Source organism: Pseudarthrobacter sp. P1 (genome assembly GCF_050156935.1).
In the GTDB taxonomy this organism is placed as follows: Bacteria; Actinomycetota; Actinomycetes; order Actinomycetales; family Micrococcaceae; genus Specibacter.
On record NZ_CP189584.1, the window covers coordinates 643,859 to 658,022 of the forward strand.

A 14,164-nucleotide genomic window follows, 5' to 3' on the forward strand; every position below is an offset into this window, starting at 1 on the left:
AGGGTGTCCGGGGCAGAGCGAAGCGGGCGTGGATCGTGTCCACGCCCGCTTCGACAGGTTTCGGTTGTCCGACGGCCGGTGGTTCTCAGGCGTCGGATCCGGCGGTGAAGTAGTTGTGCAGCTCGTGGTAGGTGAGCGTCGGCGGTTCGGGGATTCCCGCCTCGGTGCTGAAAGGACCGATCTGATCCTGCGCGAACGCATCGTAGAGCTCCCGGGTCTGCCAGACGTCGGTGACGAGGATCCCGGCGTCCGTGGCCGCCACCCAGTGGGAAATGGCACAGGCGGGCCCGGGGCCGCCCGGGGTGAGGCCCATCTTCTGGATCACCTCGTCGTACTGCGCCAAGGTGGCTCCGTTGAATTCCATGATGATTGCAACCGGCATTTTGTGCTCCTCACAAAGCGCGGTCCGCCGCGTTGCGGACCGCGAATCCACAGTTGCATTCCGGTCTACGCCGGGGCCGGTGATTCGTCAACAACAGGCAGATAATGGCACAGACGGGCCAGCCCGCGCCAACGTCTTGACATGCCACGCGGCCGGGCCTCTACTGGCCTTGTCAGGTACATTCTTGCCATTCAAGGAGCAGACATGGGCGCGAAGCCATACGGAGTTGTGCACTTCTTCCCGGGCGGAACCCAGGAGCAGTACGAGGCATCCCTTGCCGCGGTCCACCCGGGCCCCGGACAGTTGCCCGAGGGCCAGGTCTTCCACGCCGGCGGGGCCTCAGAGGGCGGCTGGACCATCTTGGCCGTCCACGAGTCCAAGGAGAGCTGGGAAAAGTTCCGCGACGACATCCTGGTGCCCCGGATGCAGGCGGGCATCGAGGGCGGGTTCGCCTCGCCGCCGGAGGAGACAGTCATCGACCTCTACAAGGTGTTCCCCTAGAGATTGGGGAGGCCGCCCGCCGGAGCGATCCGGAGGGCGGCCTCCCGCCTGTCGCCGTCAGCCCCGCCTGGATTCCATGGCGGCGGGAATCCTGCGGCTCCTGGATTCCAGTTCCGCGGCGGAACGAGCACCCAGGCCGAGCAGCCAACGGACCAGATCGCGGGCATGGTGACGCCGGGCCGCGTCCAATGGCGTCAACTCCGTCCAGGGCGGCCGCCAATCGAGTTCCGCTCCCTGGCCGTGGAGGTAGACCGCAGCCACAAATTGCCCGCCATGGCAGGCATACCAGAACCCGGCATTGCGCTCTTCCTGGGCCGGTGGGGAGGCATCCGGGAAGCAATCGAGGATGCGGTGCCGCAGTCCCAATGCTGCGGCCTGCCCCAGCGTCGTGCGCGCGCCGCGGTCGATGAGGTGCCGGGCGGCCTGCCACTGCCCCAGCCCGACGGCGTCCGCCAACGGGGTGCCGCCGTCGTACGACGCCCCCTGCGCCTCAATGTCGGCACCGGCATCGAGCAGGGCATCGAGCGCTTCAACATCGTTGCAGCACGCGGCCCAGTGCAAGGGGGTTTCCGGGAAGGGGCCTGTGCAAGGGGCGCTCACTTCCGCCCCCGCTGCGGCAAGCACTGCGATCGTCTCGGCGCAGTGCGGATAGTGGCCCGGCGGGTCCGTGGCCACGTGCAGGAGTGTCAGTGCCACCCCATGCGGATCCCGCGTGCCAAATCTGGTGGTGGCCATTGCCGGGTTGTCGTGCAGGAGACCCTTGACGATGGGAAGTTGGCCGGTGTGGATTGCCTGGACCATGTCCTCGGTGGGCGGGTCCGCAATATCAATCATTTCAATACCCCCAGGTGTGCTGCCTGAATTGCGCTGATTTTCGCCATTGGACCGGAACCGGCGGTGGCACATGCAAGGCCACCGGAGGGCACGACCGGGCGGACGGAGCCATCAATGACCGAAGGTTGCCAGCGCGTGGCCACCTCCGCCGAACGGAGGTGCCTGTTGGTGTGGTGGGGCTGTCAACCAGCGGTGAAAAGGCGTTCCCCGTGCCTGCCGACCACGCCATGGCGGGGCGCAAGGGAGGGGAGCTCGCCAGCGCTTCTCGTGGAACGCGGGACGTGCCGATCCATGAATGTCCTCAACGGAATTTCCTCGACGATGTGAAGCGTGAAGCGGATCGGCGCAGTACTGCGATTATACGCTCTCCCGGCATTTGCAAGTGTAGCAGACCGAAATTGGAATTGGCGCAGCCGAGAGCTGGTTGAGAATATCGTGGATGAAATCTCGATCTATCTGGACGTGGATGGCGTCGTCAGCCCATTTGGCCCGCGGGGAACTACCGATTGGGGCACGAAGTGGCAGTACGGCGATGCCGGAGCGCTTGAGGTCATGTTTGCCGCGGAACTGGTGCGCGAGCTCAACCGGATCTCTCGCCACCCCGGCGTCCGCTTCGTCTGGTTGACCAGCTGGGAAGAGCTCGCCCCCAGGTATCTGTGTCCCGCTATCGGGCTGGACGGCCACACCTGGCCGGTGCTGGGCAGTGTAGACGCGGATCCCGGGCTCGAGTGGTGGAAGCTGGAGGCCATCCAGCGCGACATCGAGGCCAGCGCCCCCGACCGGGCCGTCTGGATTGATGACCAGCTTGGCTACGAGGGTCCGGCCATGGCCTGGGCGGCAATGCTGGGGGAGCGGATGCTGGGGATCTCGCCTGACCCGCGGCGGGGCCTGACTCGGGCCGACGTCGCCGCCATCAAGGAATTTCTGGCACCCCGGCCGGGGGCCATGGCTTAACAGGACTACCGGTCTGCCGCCCTAGGCCTCGCGGTCGATCTGCAGATAGCTCAGTCCGCTGATGTCGAGCCAGAACCGGGTGGGAGTCTCTACAAGGCGCAGCAGCACGCCTTGGCAGGAGCTGCAGCGCACCACGATTCCCGGGGCGTCGGCATAGACCGCTGTCTCCCCAAAGGCGCCGACAGCGCCGCAGTGCTTGCACCGTCCGATCGCTGCGATGATGTCGATGCGGAACAGTTCCCCCAACGGTCCCGCTGCCGCGTTTCCGTCGAGGTGGGGTATTGGATTGCCCGCGATGGCGGCGATGTCCTGGTCCTCGTGGCGCGGATCCTCGGGTCCCGGAGAGGTGGAGCTGTGCCTGCCCGTCACCGGGTTCCTCCCGTTCCGCCGAAGCGTTCGGTCTTGATCGAGGCCGGATAGCCCGCCTGCACGAGCCATTCCGCGACCGTTTCGACAAATATTGTCTGGCCGCAGATGAAGATGTCGGGCGCGGCGTCCGCCGGCAGGATGCTTGCCAACAGCGTTTCTGCCGTGAGCCGTTGGGGCGCACGTGGCCAGCCCAGCGGCACGGTGCGTGTATAGACGTAGTCGACGGTGAGTTTGGGCGATTCCTGGCCCAAGGTGCGCAGCTCCCCCCGATAGAACCCTGCCTCTGGGGATTTGAGCGAGTACAGCAGCCGGAACTGGGACGGGTTCTGAGACGCCTCGTGCGCGCGGATCATGGACATCAGCGGCACGATGCCGGATCCTCCTGCGATCAGCTGGACCGGGTTCGTGTCCGAGGGCCGCCAGACGAACCAGCCGCCGACGGGGCCCCGGATCTCCAATTGGTCCCCGACCGCCAGCTCCCTGACCAGATAGGGGGAGACCTCACCGTTGGCCAATTCGTCGACAGTGATCTCTAGGATTTCGTCCATGCCAGCGCTCGCCACGGAGTAGGACCGCACTGCCGTGTACCCGTCCTCTGCCGTGAGCCGGATGTCGATGTGCTGGCCGGCGAGGTTGCCGTTCAACCCGTCCACCCGAAGCCCGATGGTTCTGGACGTTTCCGTTTCGGGAACGCCGCTGACGACGTCGGCGACACGCCACAGGGTGCTCATGCGTCCCGCCTCATGAGTAGCGTTCTTCGCGCCACGGGTCGCCGTTCATATGGTAGCCGTTGGATTCCCAGAACCCCGGGCTGTCGTCCCGCATCAGCTCTATGCCATTGATCCACTTCGCACTCTTCCAAAAGTACAAGTGGGGTACAAGCAGGCGGGCAGGTCCGCCGTGGGCCCGTTCCAGTGGCTCGCCGTCGAATTCCCAGGCCACCCATGCCTGGCCGTCCAGAAGGTCCGCCAGGGTGATATTGGTTGTATATCCGTCGTAGGAGTGGGCCATTGTGAAGCCGGACGTTGTTTCCACCTGCTCGAACAACGTGTCCAGGGAGACCCCGCGCCACGAGGTGCCCAACTTGGACCAGCTGGTGACGCAATGAATGTCGGTCCGGATATCGACCTGCGGCAGCGCCATGAACGCATCCCAGGACCAGGCATGGTGCCGCCCCGCCTCGGTGGCAATGAAGAATTCCCAGTCCCCGGTGGCGAGCGCGGGTGCAGGGCCTGCCGTCAGCACGGGAAAGTCGCCCGTATCATGTTGGCCCGGTGGCAGCGCTGGATTGCCGGTGTGCCGTTTTCCATGAAAACCAGACGAGATGATTCCCATCATGTACCTCCGATGCGGAGCCCACCGGTCGACTGTGATCGGTCCTCCCACGATAGGGCAACGGCAGGAGCGGGTCTAGGCAAAAGGACAATCGAGGGACACCGCTAGGACCCGTGGACGGCCACCGTGTTCCGGCCGGCGGTCTTGGCCTGGTACAAGGCCGTGTCGGCTTCCTTGAGCAGCTGGTCGCGGCCGACCCGCCGGTCCGGCCGCCATGCGGAGACACCGGCACTCATGGTGAGAACACCGGTGGTGCCGCCGCTGTGGATGATGCCGAGTGCCTGGATGGCGGTCATGAAGCGTTCCAGCAAGACCACCGCACCCTTCCGCGACTGGCCCGGGAGCAGGACAAGGAATTCCTCTCCGCCATACCTGTAGACGCCGTCGCTGGCCCGCGCATGGGCGGCCAGTTGTGCCGCGACCGCCTGCAGGGCCGCATCGCCCGCTGGGTGGCCATAGATGTCGTTGTAGCTCTTGAAATTGTCCACATCGCAGATCGCCAGGGCGTAGTCGTGGCCATAGCGTTCGCTGCGGCTTTCGAACGCAGCCAGGTCCTCGGACAGTTTCAACCGATTGTGCAGTCCGGTCAGTGGATCGGTGCGTGCCTGTTCGGCCAAGGCACGGCGGTATCCGGCCATTTCGGCATGGAGCGAGGTCACCCGGTGGGCAGCCAGAAGCCGCGTACGCAAGGTGAACGGGTCAAGGGGCTTGGCCACGTAGTCGTCCGCACCGGCCTCCATGCCCGCCAGGACATCGTCCCGCGCCCCGTGCGAGGTCAACAGCACCAGGTACGTGTAGGAGTCCGATTCGGCGGCACGGATGGCCCGGCACAGGGACAGCCCGTCGAGCCCGGGCATCATCAAATCGCTGACCACGACCTGCGGCCGATGCTCCTGGTAGAGCCGCCAGGCGGCATCACCGTCCACGGCAACGATGCATTCGTGCCCGGACGCCACCACGGCCGCCTGCGCCACCAGCAGCGATCCGCGGTCGTCGTCGACAACAAGGACCTTCATGGCGCCACGGCCATGGCAAGCTCAAGGGCCGTGTCCACCCGGCCAAGCTCCGCTTCGAGCCTGTCCAGCAGGTCCGTGCCGGATCCGGGGTGGGCGCCGTGCTCTAGGGATTCCAGCTCCGCGCAGATCGAGGCTGCGGCGGCGGCGCCAATGTTGGCGGCCGCGCCCTTGAGCTTGTGGGCAGCGCGGGCCAGCACATCGCCCTGGCCGCCGGCCAGCGCATCGCGCAGGGTGGCCAGGCTGCCGGGCACATCGCTGCGGAACGCCTCGGCGGCCGCGGGCAGGAGCCCCAGCCCGTCCGCCGGTCCCAGGCTGCGCAGGACCTCCAGCCGTGCCGGGTCGACGGCAGCGGCCTCCGAGGGTCCGGACGGTGTTCCACCCACCCAGCGGGCGAGGGTCGCATCGAGGGCGGAGTAGTCCACGGGCTTGGCCAGATAGTCGTCCATGCCTGCGGCCAGGCAGCGCTGGCGGTCCTCATCCAGTGCCCCGGCGGTCATGGCAATGATGGGCAGCCGGCCGGTGGGCCCGTCCCGGGCACGGATGGCCCTGGTTGCCTCAAATCCGTCCATGACGGGCATGTGGCAATCCATCAGAATGGCGTCAAAGTGCGCGGTGCCGGTTGCCGCGACGGCGTCGAACCCATTGGCCACCACCTCAACCCGATAGCCGAGCTTGCTGACCATTTCCCGGGCCACCAGCTGGTTGACCTCGTTGTCTTCCACGATCAGGACGCGTCCCCGCGAGGGCTGGCCCGCCCTGTCGGGGATGGTGCGGACCATGGCCGCCGGACGGGCGGTCCCGGACATTAGGCGCATGAGGCGGTCGTAGAATTCCGAACTGCGCACGGGTTTTGTCAGCCACTCCCGGATGCCGGCGGCTGCCAATTCGACGCCGTCGACGCGGGAGGAGGACGTCAGCATGATCAGGGCCGTGGCTGCCAGCGCAGGATCGGCCGTGATCGCCTGCGCCAGCTCAAGGCCATCCATTTCCGGCATGCACATGTCCAGTACGGCGATGTCGAAGGGCCTGCCGGCGGCGGCGGCACGGCACAGCTGAAGGGCCGTTGGCGCGTCCTCGACAACCTCCGGAGCCATCCGCCACGAGGTCAGCTGGGACTGCAGGACCAGCCGGTTTGTCGCATTGTCATCCACGACCAGCACCCGAAGCCCCGCAAGAGGATCCAGGGTGGCCACGGCTTCGGTGCCGTGTGCCGGGGCGAGCGCGAGCCAGAACCAGAAGGTGCTGCCTTCGCCCACGCCGCTCGCCACTCCGATTTCACCGCCCATGGCCTCGGTCAGGCGCCGCGAGATCGCCAGCCCAAGCCCCGTTCCGCCGTATTTGCGGGTGGTGGAGGCGTCGGCCTGCGAAAACGATTCGAACAGGCGCCCGTGGTCTGCCGGGTCGATGCCGATCCCGGTGTCCCGCACGTCGAAACGCACAATGGCCCGGCCCGCGTCCCCGTCAAGGAGGTGCACCCGGATGATGACCTCCCCGGATTCGGTGAACTTGATGGCGTTCGAGGCCAGGTTCAGCAGCACCTGCCGGATCCGGCCCGCATCGCCGGCCAGCATGGCCGGCACCTCGGCCCGGCAGTAGGCGATGAGTTCGAGCCCCTTGGCGCGGGCCGTCTCGATTAGCAGGCCGGCGACCTCCTCCACGAGGACACGTGGATCGAAGGCCACGACGTCCAAATCGATCTTCCCGGCCTCCAGTTTGGAGAAATCCAAAATGTCGTTGATCAACGCCAGCAGCGCCTCGGCCGCGCCCTGGACCCCCCCGGGCATATTGCCGCTGGATCTGGTCCAACGGCGTGTCCAACAGCAAGGTGGTCAGGCCGACGACGCCGTTCATGGGTGTCCGGATCTCGTGGCTCATCGTCGCAAGGAATTCGGACTTGAGGCGGCTCGATTCCAGCGCCGCTTCCCGGGCGCTCGACAGCGCGGCCTCGGCGGCCCGCCGCTCCGTGATGTCCTGTCCGATGACCGCGATGCCGCGGACGCCGAGTTCGCCCCGGATGGGCGAGACGGTCACCGACACGGGGACGATGGACCCGTCCTTGCGCACCCGGTCCGCCTCATAGCTGCGGGCGATTCCGCCCGCCCGCACCGATTCAAGCACGGCCGCCTCGGCGCTGCGGAGGTGGGACGGGATGAGGAATGCCGTTTGCCGGCCCATCGCCTCCGCAGTGGAATACCCATACACCCGTTCGGCGCCGTGGTTCCAGCTGGTGATGGCTCCATCCGGCCCGGTGCCCACGATGGCGTCGGCGCTTGAGTTGACGATCGCGGCGAGCCCCTCCAGCTCCGCCGTCCGCACGGCGACCTTGTGTTCGAGGTCGGCCGTCAGGGTGACGTTTTCAAAGACGATCAACACCTGGCGCACGACCACCAGGACCAGCACGATCATCCCGTTGAGCAGGAAGAAGGGGTCGGCGCCCTCGCCGGAGAGGACAAAGGACACGACGACGGCGCCCACGCCGGGGACGTACGGCAACAGTTCCAGGGCCAGCGTGTAGGCCCGCCGGTCGGTCTGCGACCCGGCCCCATGGGGGCCAGGGGCGCCAGGGCGATCAGCAGGAAGGCCGCCACCCAGCCTGCCGCCAGGGGCGTACCGGTGACGCCCGTGACGCCGTCGAACGTCAGCTTGGCGTAGACGCTGTCGGTGAAGGTGAGCGTGAGGAGCCCGCCGCCCAGGAAGAGCCAGGGCAGCCGTTCGCCGGGGATCCTGCGCATCGCCAGCACCAGCACCAGCGAGGTCACCACTACATCGACGATGGGGTAGCCGAGCCCCGTGAGCTGGCCGAGCACGCCCTGGCGCCAGGATTTGAACATCGGCCCCAGCACCGTATCCCAGCTGATGAACAGGACGGCGCCGGAAATGACCGCCGCATCCAGGACGGTGCGCATCAACGTCACCCGGGATGCGGCCGGACGCGGAAACGAAAAGAGTGCGATGGCCGCGGGCACCGCGTAGCCGAGAAAGCCGGCATCGGCCAGCGACGGGAAGGGATAGTCGTGGTTCCGCGCGAGCCCGTAGTAGGTCCACACCGATTGCCCGGCGGCCCAGAGCAGCGTCGCCAGCGCCAGGATCGACCAGGCCCGGGCATCTGCGCGCCGGCACCGGGCGGCGAACGCACAGCTTGCCGAGGCCGCCAGGGCGGCGCACAGGATGGCAAAATCGCCACCGGCCTGGGCCGACGGCGTCCCCGGTGCCGCGCTGAGACAGGCGGCAACGACGGCAACGGCGAGAACCGCCGCGGTGATCGGCCAGCGAAGGCGCACCGGTGGACGGTTCGGCCAAGCATATGTGCGGCCACGAACTGCAAACAATCTAGACCCTCCCAAGACGGCGGCGCTGGCTCCTGGCGGATCGTGGCCAATTCCCCGAGTCTAGGCGACGCTGCCGGACCGGCCGGGCAGCCGCGCTGTGCAAGCCATCAGGACCTCATCCGGCCCGGGAAAGTGCGGCCCGCAGGCCTAGTTGGCCCTCCCGCATCAGGTGGTCGTGCGCGCCGGTGAATGCCGGGGCCGCGAGCGGGGTCAGCGCGACCATCCAGCCCTGGGTCGGGTGGACCCGCCACTCGATGCCCATTTCGGTCCCGCCATCGGTGGCCGGGCCGAGCAGAACGCGGCCGGTGCCCTCGAGATGGCCGCTGGCATCGAACTCGAGGGTGTGCGGCGCATCGGCCCTCGTGGGATGGATCGAAACGGTGAGTGTGTAGCCAAGAGATGACTTGAAATCCAGCGTCGCCGTGGTCGCCAGCAGGATGCCCGACGGCGTATCGTCGTGCGGTTGCTGCCGGGCCAGGGGCTTGGCGAAGGTGCAATGGGGCCACCACGCCGGCCAACCCATGTCCGGATCGGCGATGATGTCCCAGACATCCTGCTGGCTGGCTGGAAGGGTCCAGATGGAGTGCAGGTCGAAAAGGCGTCCGCGCATGCCCCATTGTGCGCCAGCGGTGGCCCGCCTTCAAGACCGCCGGTGCACCGCCCGGGGCTGGCGGGTGTGCCGTGGCCCTTGCGCCGGGCGGCCACAGGCTGGGAGCTTCTCACAGGCTTCTTCCGTAGGATTCCACGGTGATGACGATGGAATTGGAAGCCGACCAACTGGCCGCGGACTGGTGGCAGGCAGTGCTGAGGGGGTTTGTCCGGGCGGACATCCCCAGTGTCCCGGCACCGGTGCTGCTGGGCATTGTTGCCGCGGCCATTGCGCTGAGCATCCCGCGGATGACGTGGCGCTGGTTTGGTTTGTACGTGACGTTTGTGCACGAGCTCGGCCATGCGTTTGCCGCGCTCATGACGGGGCGCATGGTGCACGGACTCCGGATTGGGCTTGACCATTCGGGGCAGCTGGTCAGCAGCGGGCGCGGGAAAGCCGGTGCGGCATGGTCAGGCTTTTGGGGCTATCCGGCCCCGGCCGCGGTGGGTGCGGCACTGGTCTGGTCCGTCTCTGCGGGCTGGTCCGGGGCGGCCATGTCCGTCGGCGCGCTGGTGCTGTTGGTGGCGCTGGTGTTCCTGCGGAACGCCACAGGCATCCTTGTGGCGTTGTGCAGCGCCGCCGTTGCGCAGTTGCTGGTCATCTTCGCGACCCCGCAGGCCGTCAGCCACGTGGTCCTGGCGTTGGGCATCGCGTTGGGGGTTGGCTCGGTGCGCGACTTGGCCAAGGTCGCAGCTGTCCACACCCGGCGCAGGAGCCAGCTGGCGACGTCGGACGCGTACATTCTGGCGCGCAGCACCGGGATCCCGTCCTTTCTGTGGCTCACCGGCTTTGCCGCAGTCATTGCCGGCTGTGCGGTGTTTTCGGGCAGCCAGCTATGGGGGATGGCCGCCGCCTAGCAATATTCGGCGGGGACGTTTCCTGCCCGCCGGTGCGGCAGGCATTGCCGCACCGGCCCGGGCGGGGGGAAGATCCACCCATGTGGATCGGCTGGATCGAATTCGATGTGCTGCTGGGCGAGGTCCATTCGCTGAAGGAAAAGCGCTCCGTGGTGCGCCCGCTGGTCAACGAGCTGCGCCGGCGCTTTGACGTGTCCGCAGCGGAGACCGGCAGCCAGGACCTGCTGCGCCGCGCCCAGATTGGCGTTGCCATGGCCGCCGGGGCCCGCGCACATCTGGTGGAGGTCCTCGATGCCGCCGAGCGCCTCGTTGCCGGCCACCCCGAAGTGGAACTGCTCAGTGCCAGGCGGGCGCTGGCCAACAGCGGCGACGACTGGCCATAGGTGCGCACCCGGCGGCCTCTGCCGGGGCAAATACCTGCCCCAGCTGCCTCTTGACCGTGGCAGGCAGTGGTGCCGTTAATGAAATTGTCCTGGAAGCGAGACCGGCGGCCCCGCCGGGCCCGCTGATGGAGCGGCCGTGCAGGCGAGTTGAGGAGGACGGACATGGGCATCTTGGAATCCGTGTCGAAGGGCATGCGGGTTGTTGATGTAGCGGGAAAGGAAATCGGCAAGGTCGAGCGCATCGCTGCGCCCAATCCGAAGGCTGAAGTGTTCGAGGAGGCTGTCACCGCTTCCCAGCAGGACCTGATCAACATGGGGCTGAGCGCCCTGCTCGGGGCGGAGCCGAAGGTTCCCGAGGAGATGGCGCGCCGGCTCTTCCACTCGGGCTACATCAAGATTGACGGCCATGGATTCCTGGCCCGCGACTCCTACGCTGCGGCAGATGTCATCGATCGGGTTGAGGGGACAACCGTGTACCTGAGCCTGACCCAGCGCGGGCTTGCCGCCCAGGTGTGAGACCGGCCGGATCCGGGTTCCAGCCGGGCGTTCGAGGCACCAGTGCGCGCACTGCCGGCAGGGGCAGCCATCCGCGTGCCGTCATTGGAGAATGCGTTGGGCCTGGCCGGATTCCTCCGGGCAGGCCCAACGGCTGGCAGCAACCAAGGGTCAGTTGTAGGTGATCCGGCTGCCGAGCGCCGGAGTCCACAGGATCCTGCCACCCTGGTAGTCCTGGGCCACGCCGCCGCCAGCGATGGCATACTCGTTGCTGGTCGGGTAGCCGAGCCGGCCATTCTCGAGTCCGGTCGATGCCCAGGTTTGCCGGATGCCGCCCATGGAGACGTGCGATCCGGTGGCGGGGGACCAGATGATGGCTCCGCCCTGGTACATCTGGTAGATGCCGCCGTTGCGCAGCCCACCGATTTCATCGGTGGTGGGATAGCCCAGCTGTCCGTTCTCAAAGCCGACCTGTGACCAGGTTTGCCGGATGCCACCAACGGAGATGTGGGCCCCGCTGGCCGGGGACCAGATGATGGCTCCGCCCTGGAACATCTGGTACACGCCGCCATTGCGCAGTCCACCGATTTCATCGGTGCTGGGATAGCCCAGCCGGCCGGCCTGGTACGCGTACCTTGACCAGAGCTGCCGGATGCCGTTGACGGCTGTGTGCGCTCCCGTCGCGGCGGACCAGTAGACGGCACCGTTCGCGAACGTTTGCGATGCCCCACCGCCCGTCAAGGGGTAGGCGATGGGACCGCTCGACGCGCCCAGACCTGGATTGGCGGCCACCGAGGCGGCTATGGCGCTGGTTGCGGCGGCCGGCGGTTGGGCCGGTTGGGTCGGCGGCGCCGGTTGGGCCGGCGGCTGGGGCGGCGCCGGCGTTGATTTCTGCCCCAGCGCCTGGGCAACGGTCTGGACGGAGGTTGTCCCATTGGCCGTCCGCGCCGCCAGCCACACGATGAATTGTTCGAACAGTGTTGGGCTGATGGTCAGGGTAGGGTCGGTGCCAACGGCGATGTGGTGGAACGTCAGTTGCAGCCAACCACCCGTTGTCTCGGCATTGGTCACCAGGCTTTGCAGGTTCTGCATCGTCCACGTGCTGTCCACCTCGTCCGGTGCCTCGGTGGCATAGGGATTGGCCGGGGGCAGGGGCGAGGCGAAGGGGCATGCCGGGCAGCTCGCGGGGGAGCGGATGTCCCCCAGGCTTCGGGCGCTGGCGAAGCCGCAGTCCTTCACAATCTTCTCGACCGCGGCGTTCTCATCGGCAAAGGGGTAGGCAAAATTCACCGCGTTGAAGCCCCAGCTGGCCAGCGTGGTGCGCCCGTCGCAGACCTCCGCCTTGGCGGCCGCGGCCGTCTCGGTGGTGAGCATCGGATGGGTTACGGTGTGGCCGCCAATTTCGTTGCCATCGGCGGCAATGGTTTGCAGTTGGGCCCGGGTCAGCCAACCCGGCTGGCCGATCCAGCTGGTGGTGATGAAGAACGTGCCGACGAGGCCGTGGGCCTTGAGCACCTGCTCGGCCGCCATCTGGTTGTCATTGCCATCGTCGAAGGTCAGGCTGACGATGGTCTTGGCGGCTGCCGTGGCACGCGTGGGCACCGAAACCCCCAGGAGCGCGACACCCACCATGGCCGCGACGGCTGCCAACGCCGTCCAGCGCAGCCACCGTCTGGCGGCGCCGAGGGTGTCGCCGAACCGTGCGGCGGGCCGCACCGCTTTCGTCCATGGCATGAGTGTTGGGGACCGCATCGGGTGCCTCCTGGTGTTCTAGCGTTTTCTAGCCTGGTTGTCGCGGGTGCTGGGCACCGTGCGCCGCCGACAACCAACGCACGCGCCCCTACCTGTGGCCGAAGATACGGCCCAGAGTCGAGGCTAGAGGGCGCAGGCGCTGCTGTCTTGAGTGGATGGCACCTGACTATTGCGGGGGACTACTCCATTGGTTCCCACGGCTACTGGGATAGGGGCATCCAGCGCTGCGATGGCGCCGGCCTCGGCCCGGGCGACGGCCGACTCCAGCCGGGCCACTGCCGGGCCATACCCGTCACCGGCGGCCCCGGTGGTGCGCACTGTTACCGGCGCCCGGCGCCACAGCTCAGCCTCGGCCAACGCACGGATCATGGCCGCCGTCTCGGGAACGCGGACATCGACCATGGCGGGGAAATCGATCTGCCGGCCAGGATCCAGCTCGTAGCGCGCCCAACGGGCCACCATTGCATCGTGCCGGGCCGCGAGCTCCAGGTGGGCCAGCCGGAGCTCGCGCCGGTGCAGCGCAGCGGCGGTTGCGCCCGCGGCCGCGGCGGACAGAGCGATCAGCAGCACGCCGTCCGGCGGGCGCTGGACCGTGGGAATGAGCAGGGCCGGGGCCAGTAGGCACAGGCCGGCAAAACCGTACCAAAAACTGCTGTCCGGATCGCGCTTGTGCAGCCACGAGGTACCGACCGCCCATGTGGTGAGGGCCGAAATGGCGATGGCCAAGGCACCGCTGAGCATGGCTGGCACTCCCTTTCAGTCTGTACGGGCGGAGCCTGCCGGTCGACGCCGGAGCTGCTGCGCTCCGGCTACCCGGCGGGCTCGTCGGCGGTGTCCCATTGGACATCCAGATTGCGGAACACCGGCGGCCCGTCGCAGAGGCTGGCCATCGTGGCCGCAAACTCCGAGGTTTCGGGCCGGTTGGAATTTTCCATGGCCGATTCGTAGGAATCGAACTCGACAATGGTGAAATAGGTCCCGGGATGGTCCCGGTCGGCTGTGGCCAGGACTCGGCGGAAGGTGGGTGGCGTCTCGCCCTCGGTCTGCGACGGCCGGCCCAGGGCGAGGATCTCCTCGATCCGCGAGGTCTGGAATTCAATGATCTGGACAAACCCGGCCATGACGGCTCCGATGTTGGTGGCGGATTCTGATGCGGTCAACGCTAGGCCTCCGGAGGGGCCGCGGCAAGGGTGCGGGAACTTCGGGGAAGGGATTTCTGCTGCCGGCATCGACCGTGGCCGGCTGGCGCCGCGATGGCCTTAGGGTCCCACCCGTCCGGGTGCCAGACTGGTGGAACAGCGCGCCGGC

18 protein-coding genes are annotated in these 14,164 nt (G+C 67.4%); 5 read left to right on the forward strand and 13 right to left on the reverse strand.

From position 1 onward, the window contains the following. Positions 1-85: 85 nt before the first annotated feature. Positions 86-382 carry a hypothetical protein gene (locus ACQCSX_RS02925; RefSeq protein WP_427017587.1) on the reverse strand — a complete coding sequence of 99 codons (297 nt, stop codon included), beginning with the start codon at positions 380-382 and terminating at the stop codon, positions 86-88. A gap of 204 nt (positions 383-586) precedes the next feature. On the opposite strand from ACQCSX_RS02925, the gene ACQCSX_RS02930 reads away from it, so the two are divergent. Then, positions 587-883, forward strand: coding sequence for a hypothetical protein (locus ACQCSX_RS02930; protein ID WP_427017588.1), 297 nt, complete (start codon positions 587-589; stop codon positions 881-883). A gap of 57 nt (positions 884-940) precedes the next feature. Here ACQCSX_RS02930 and ACQCSX_RS02935 read toward each other — a convergent pair whose 3' ends face one another. Next, on the reverse strand, positions 941-1,717 hold the full coding sequence (locus ACQCSX_RS02935) for an ankyrin repeat domain-containing protein (RefSeq protein ID WP_427017589.1): 777 nt from the start codon (positions 1,715-1,717) through the stop codon (positions 941-943). A gap of 435 nt (positions 1,718-2,152) precedes the next feature. Between ACQCSX_RS02935 and ACQCSX_RS02940 the strand changes: the two genes are divergently transcribed. Continuing rightward, positions 2,153-2,671: an HAD domain-containing protein gene (locus ACQCSX_RS02940; RefSeq protein WP_427017590.1), complete on the forward strand. Its 519-nt coding sequence runs from the start codon at positions 2,153-2,155 to the stop codon at positions 2,669-2,671. A gap of 21 nt (positions 2,672-2,692) precedes the next feature. Here ACQCSX_RS02940 and ACQCSX_RS02945 read toward each other — a convergent pair whose 3' ends face one another. From ACQCSX_RS02945 to ACQCSX_RS02980, 8 genes are all read right to left on the reverse strand, one after another. Continuing rightward, positions 2,693-3,040: a DUF6510 family protein gene (locus tag ACQCSX_RS02945; protein ID WP_427017591.1), complete on the reverse strand. Its 348-nt coding sequence runs from the start codon at positions 3,038-3,040 to the stop codon at positions 2,693-2,695. After that, positions 3,037-3,771 (reverse strand): FAD-binding oxidoreductase, encoded by a 735-nt coding sequence (locus tag ACQCSX_RS02950; protein ID WP_427017592.1) that lies wholly within the window; start codon positions 3,769-3,771, stop codon positions 3,037-3,039. Before ACQCSX_RS02950 ends, ACQCSX_RS02945 begins: the two co-directional genes overlap by 4 nt. 10 nt (positions 3,772-3,781) lie before the next feature. Further along, positions 3,782-4,375: a sulfite oxidase-like oxidoreductase gene (locus ACQCSX_RS02955; protein WP_427018955.1), complete on the reverse strand. Its 594-nt coding sequence runs from the start codon at positions 4,373-4,375 to the stop codon at positions 3,782-3,784. Between the two features lie 104 nt (positions 4,376-4,479). After that, positions 4,480-5,391: a GGDEF domain-containing protein gene (locus ACQCSX_RS02960; protein ID WP_427017593.1), complete on the reverse strand. Its 912-nt coding sequence runs from the start codon at positions 5,389-5,391 to the stop codon at positions 4,480-4,482. Beyond that, positions 5,388-6,962, reverse strand: a complete 1,575-nt coding sequence (locus ACQCSX_RS02965) for a response regulator (protein WP_427017594.1) — start codon at positions 6,960-6,962, stop codon at positions 5,388-5,390. The genes ACQCSX_RS02960 and ACQCSX_RS02965 overlap by 4 nt, the downstream gene beginning before the upstream one ends. Continuing rightward, positions 6,853-7,866 (reverse strand): PAS domain S-box protein, encoded by a 1,014-nt coding sequence (locus ACQCSX_RS02970; protein ID WP_427017595.1) that lies wholly within the window; start codon positions 7,864-7,866, stop codon positions 6,853-6,855. Before ACQCSX_RS02970 ends, ACQCSX_RS02965 begins: the two co-directional genes overlap by 110 nt. Next, the gene (locus ACQCSX_RS02975; protein WP_427017596.1) at positions 7,794-8,672 is read right to left on the reverse strand and encodes a hypothetical protein; all 879 of its coding nucleotides are present in this window, start codon (positions 8,670-8,672) and stop codon (positions 7,794-7,796) included. Before ACQCSX_RS02975 ends, ACQCSX_RS02970 begins: the two co-directional genes overlap by 73 nt. Before the next feature lie 163 nt (positions 8,673-8,835). Then, the gene (locus ACQCSX_RS02980) at positions 8,836-9,330 is read right to left on the reverse strand and encodes an SRPBCC family protein (protein WP_427017597.1); all 495 of its coding nucleotides are present in this window, start codon (positions 9,328-9,330) and stop codon (positions 8,836-8,838) included. Positions 9,331-9,476: 146 nt separating this feature from the next. Here ACQCSX_RS02980 and ACQCSX_RS02985 point away from each other — a divergent pair, with 146 nt between their 5' ends. From ACQCSX_RS02985 to ACQCSX_RS02995, 3 genes are all read left to right on the forward strand, one after another. After that, the gene (locus ACQCSX_RS02985) at positions 9,477-10,226 is read left to right on the forward strand and encodes a M50 family metallopeptidase (RefSeq protein ID WP_427018956.1); all 750 of its coding nucleotides are present in this window, start codon (positions 9,477-9,479) and stop codon (positions 10,224-10,226) included. 80 nt (positions 10,227-10,306) lie between these two features. Then, on the forward strand, positions 10,307-10,609 hold the full coding sequence (locus ACQCSX_RS02990; protein WP_427017598.1) for a DUF503 domain-containing protein: 303 nt from the start codon (positions 10,307-10,309) through the stop codon (positions 10,607-10,609). A gap of 162 nt (positions 10,610-10,771) precedes the next feature. Continuing rightward, a complete protein-coding gene (locus ACQCSX_RS02995) occupies positions 10,772-11,125 on the forward strand; it encodes a hypothetical protein (RefSeq protein WP_427017599.1) in 354 nt (117 codons plus the stop codon). Between the two features lie 150 nt (positions 11,126-11,275). Here the strand turns inward: ACQCSX_RS02995 and ACQCSX_RS03000 are convergent, their stop codons facing one another. From ACQCSX_RS03000 to ACQCSX_RS03010, 3 genes are all read right to left on the reverse strand, one after another. Next, positions 11,276-12,856, reverse strand: a complete 1,581-nt coding sequence (locus ACQCSX_RS03000; RefSeq protein ID WP_427017600.1) for a polysaccharide deacetylase family protein — start codon at positions 12,854-12,856, stop codon at positions 11,276-11,278. 123 nt (positions 12,857-12,979) lie between these two features. Beyond that, complete coding sequence (locus tag ACQCSX_RS03005) at positions 12,980-13,597, reverse strand: hypothetical protein (protein ID WP_427017601.1); 618 nt, start codon at positions 13,595-13,597, stop codon at positions 12,980-12,982. 68 nt (positions 13,598-13,665) lie between these two features. After that, a complete protein-coding gene (locus ACQCSX_RS03010; protein ID WP_427017602.1) occupies positions 13,666-14,016 on the reverse strand; it encodes a hypothetical protein in 351 nt (116 codons plus the stop codon). Positions 14,017-14,164 lie beyond the last annotated feature (148 nt).

Bases quoted from the DNA above. Each gene is read 5' to 3' on its own strand.
- ACQCSX_RS02925 (WP_427017587.1), bottom strand. From the start codon at position 382: ATGCCGGTTGCAATCATCATGGAATTCAACGGAGCCACCTTGGCGCAG.
- ACQCSX_RS02930 (WP_427017588.1), top strand. From the start codon at position 587: ATGGGCGCGAAGCCATACGGAGTTGTGCACTTCTTCCCGGGCGGAACC.
- ACQCSX_RS02935 (WP_427017589.1), bottom strand. From the start codon at position 1,717: ATGATTGATATTGCGGACCCGCCCACCGAGGACATGGTCCAGGCAATC.
- ACQCSX_RS02950 (WP_427017592.1), bottom strand. From the start codon at position 3,771: ATGAGCACCCTGTGGCGTGTCGCCGACGTCGTCAGCGGCGTTCCCGAA.
- ACQCSX_RS02955 (WP_427018955.1), bottom strand. From the start codon at position 4,375: ATGGGAATCATCTCGTCTGGTTTTCATGGAAAACGGCACACCGGCAAT.
- ACQCSX_RS02960 (WP_427017593.1), bottom strand. From the start codon at position 5,391: ATGAAGGTCCTTGTTGTCGACGACGACCGCGGATCGCTGCTGGTGGCG.
- ACQCSX_RS02965 (WP_427017594.1), bottom strand. From the start codon at position 6,962: ATGCTGGCCGGCGATGCGGGCCGGATCCGGCAGGTGCTGCTGAACCTG.
- ACQCSX_RS02980 (WP_427017597.1), bottom strand. From the start codon at position 9,330: ATGCGCGGACGCCTTTTCGACCTGCACTCCATCTGGACCCTTCCAGCC.
- ACQCSX_RS02985 (WP_427018956.1), top strand. From the start codon at position 9,477: ATGGAATTGGAAGCCGACCAACTGGCCGCGGACTGGTGGCAGGCAGTG.
- ACQCSX_RS02990 (WP_427017598.1), top strand. From the start codon at position 10,307: ATGTGGATCGGCTGGATCGAATTCGATGTGCTGCTGGGCGAGGTCCAT.
- ACQCSX_RS02995 (WP_427017599.1), top strand. From the start codon at position 10,772: ATGGGCATCTTGGAATCCGTGTCGAAGGGCATGCGGGTTGTTGATGTA.
- ACQCSX_RS03000 (WP_427017600.1), bottom strand. From the start codon at position 12,856: ATGCGGTCCCCAACACTCATGCCATGGACGAAAGCGGTGCGGCCCGCC.
- ACQCSX_RS03005 (WP_427017601.1), bottom strand. From the start codon at position 13,597: ATGCTCAGCGGTGCCTTGGCCATCGCCATTTCGGCCCTCACCACATGG.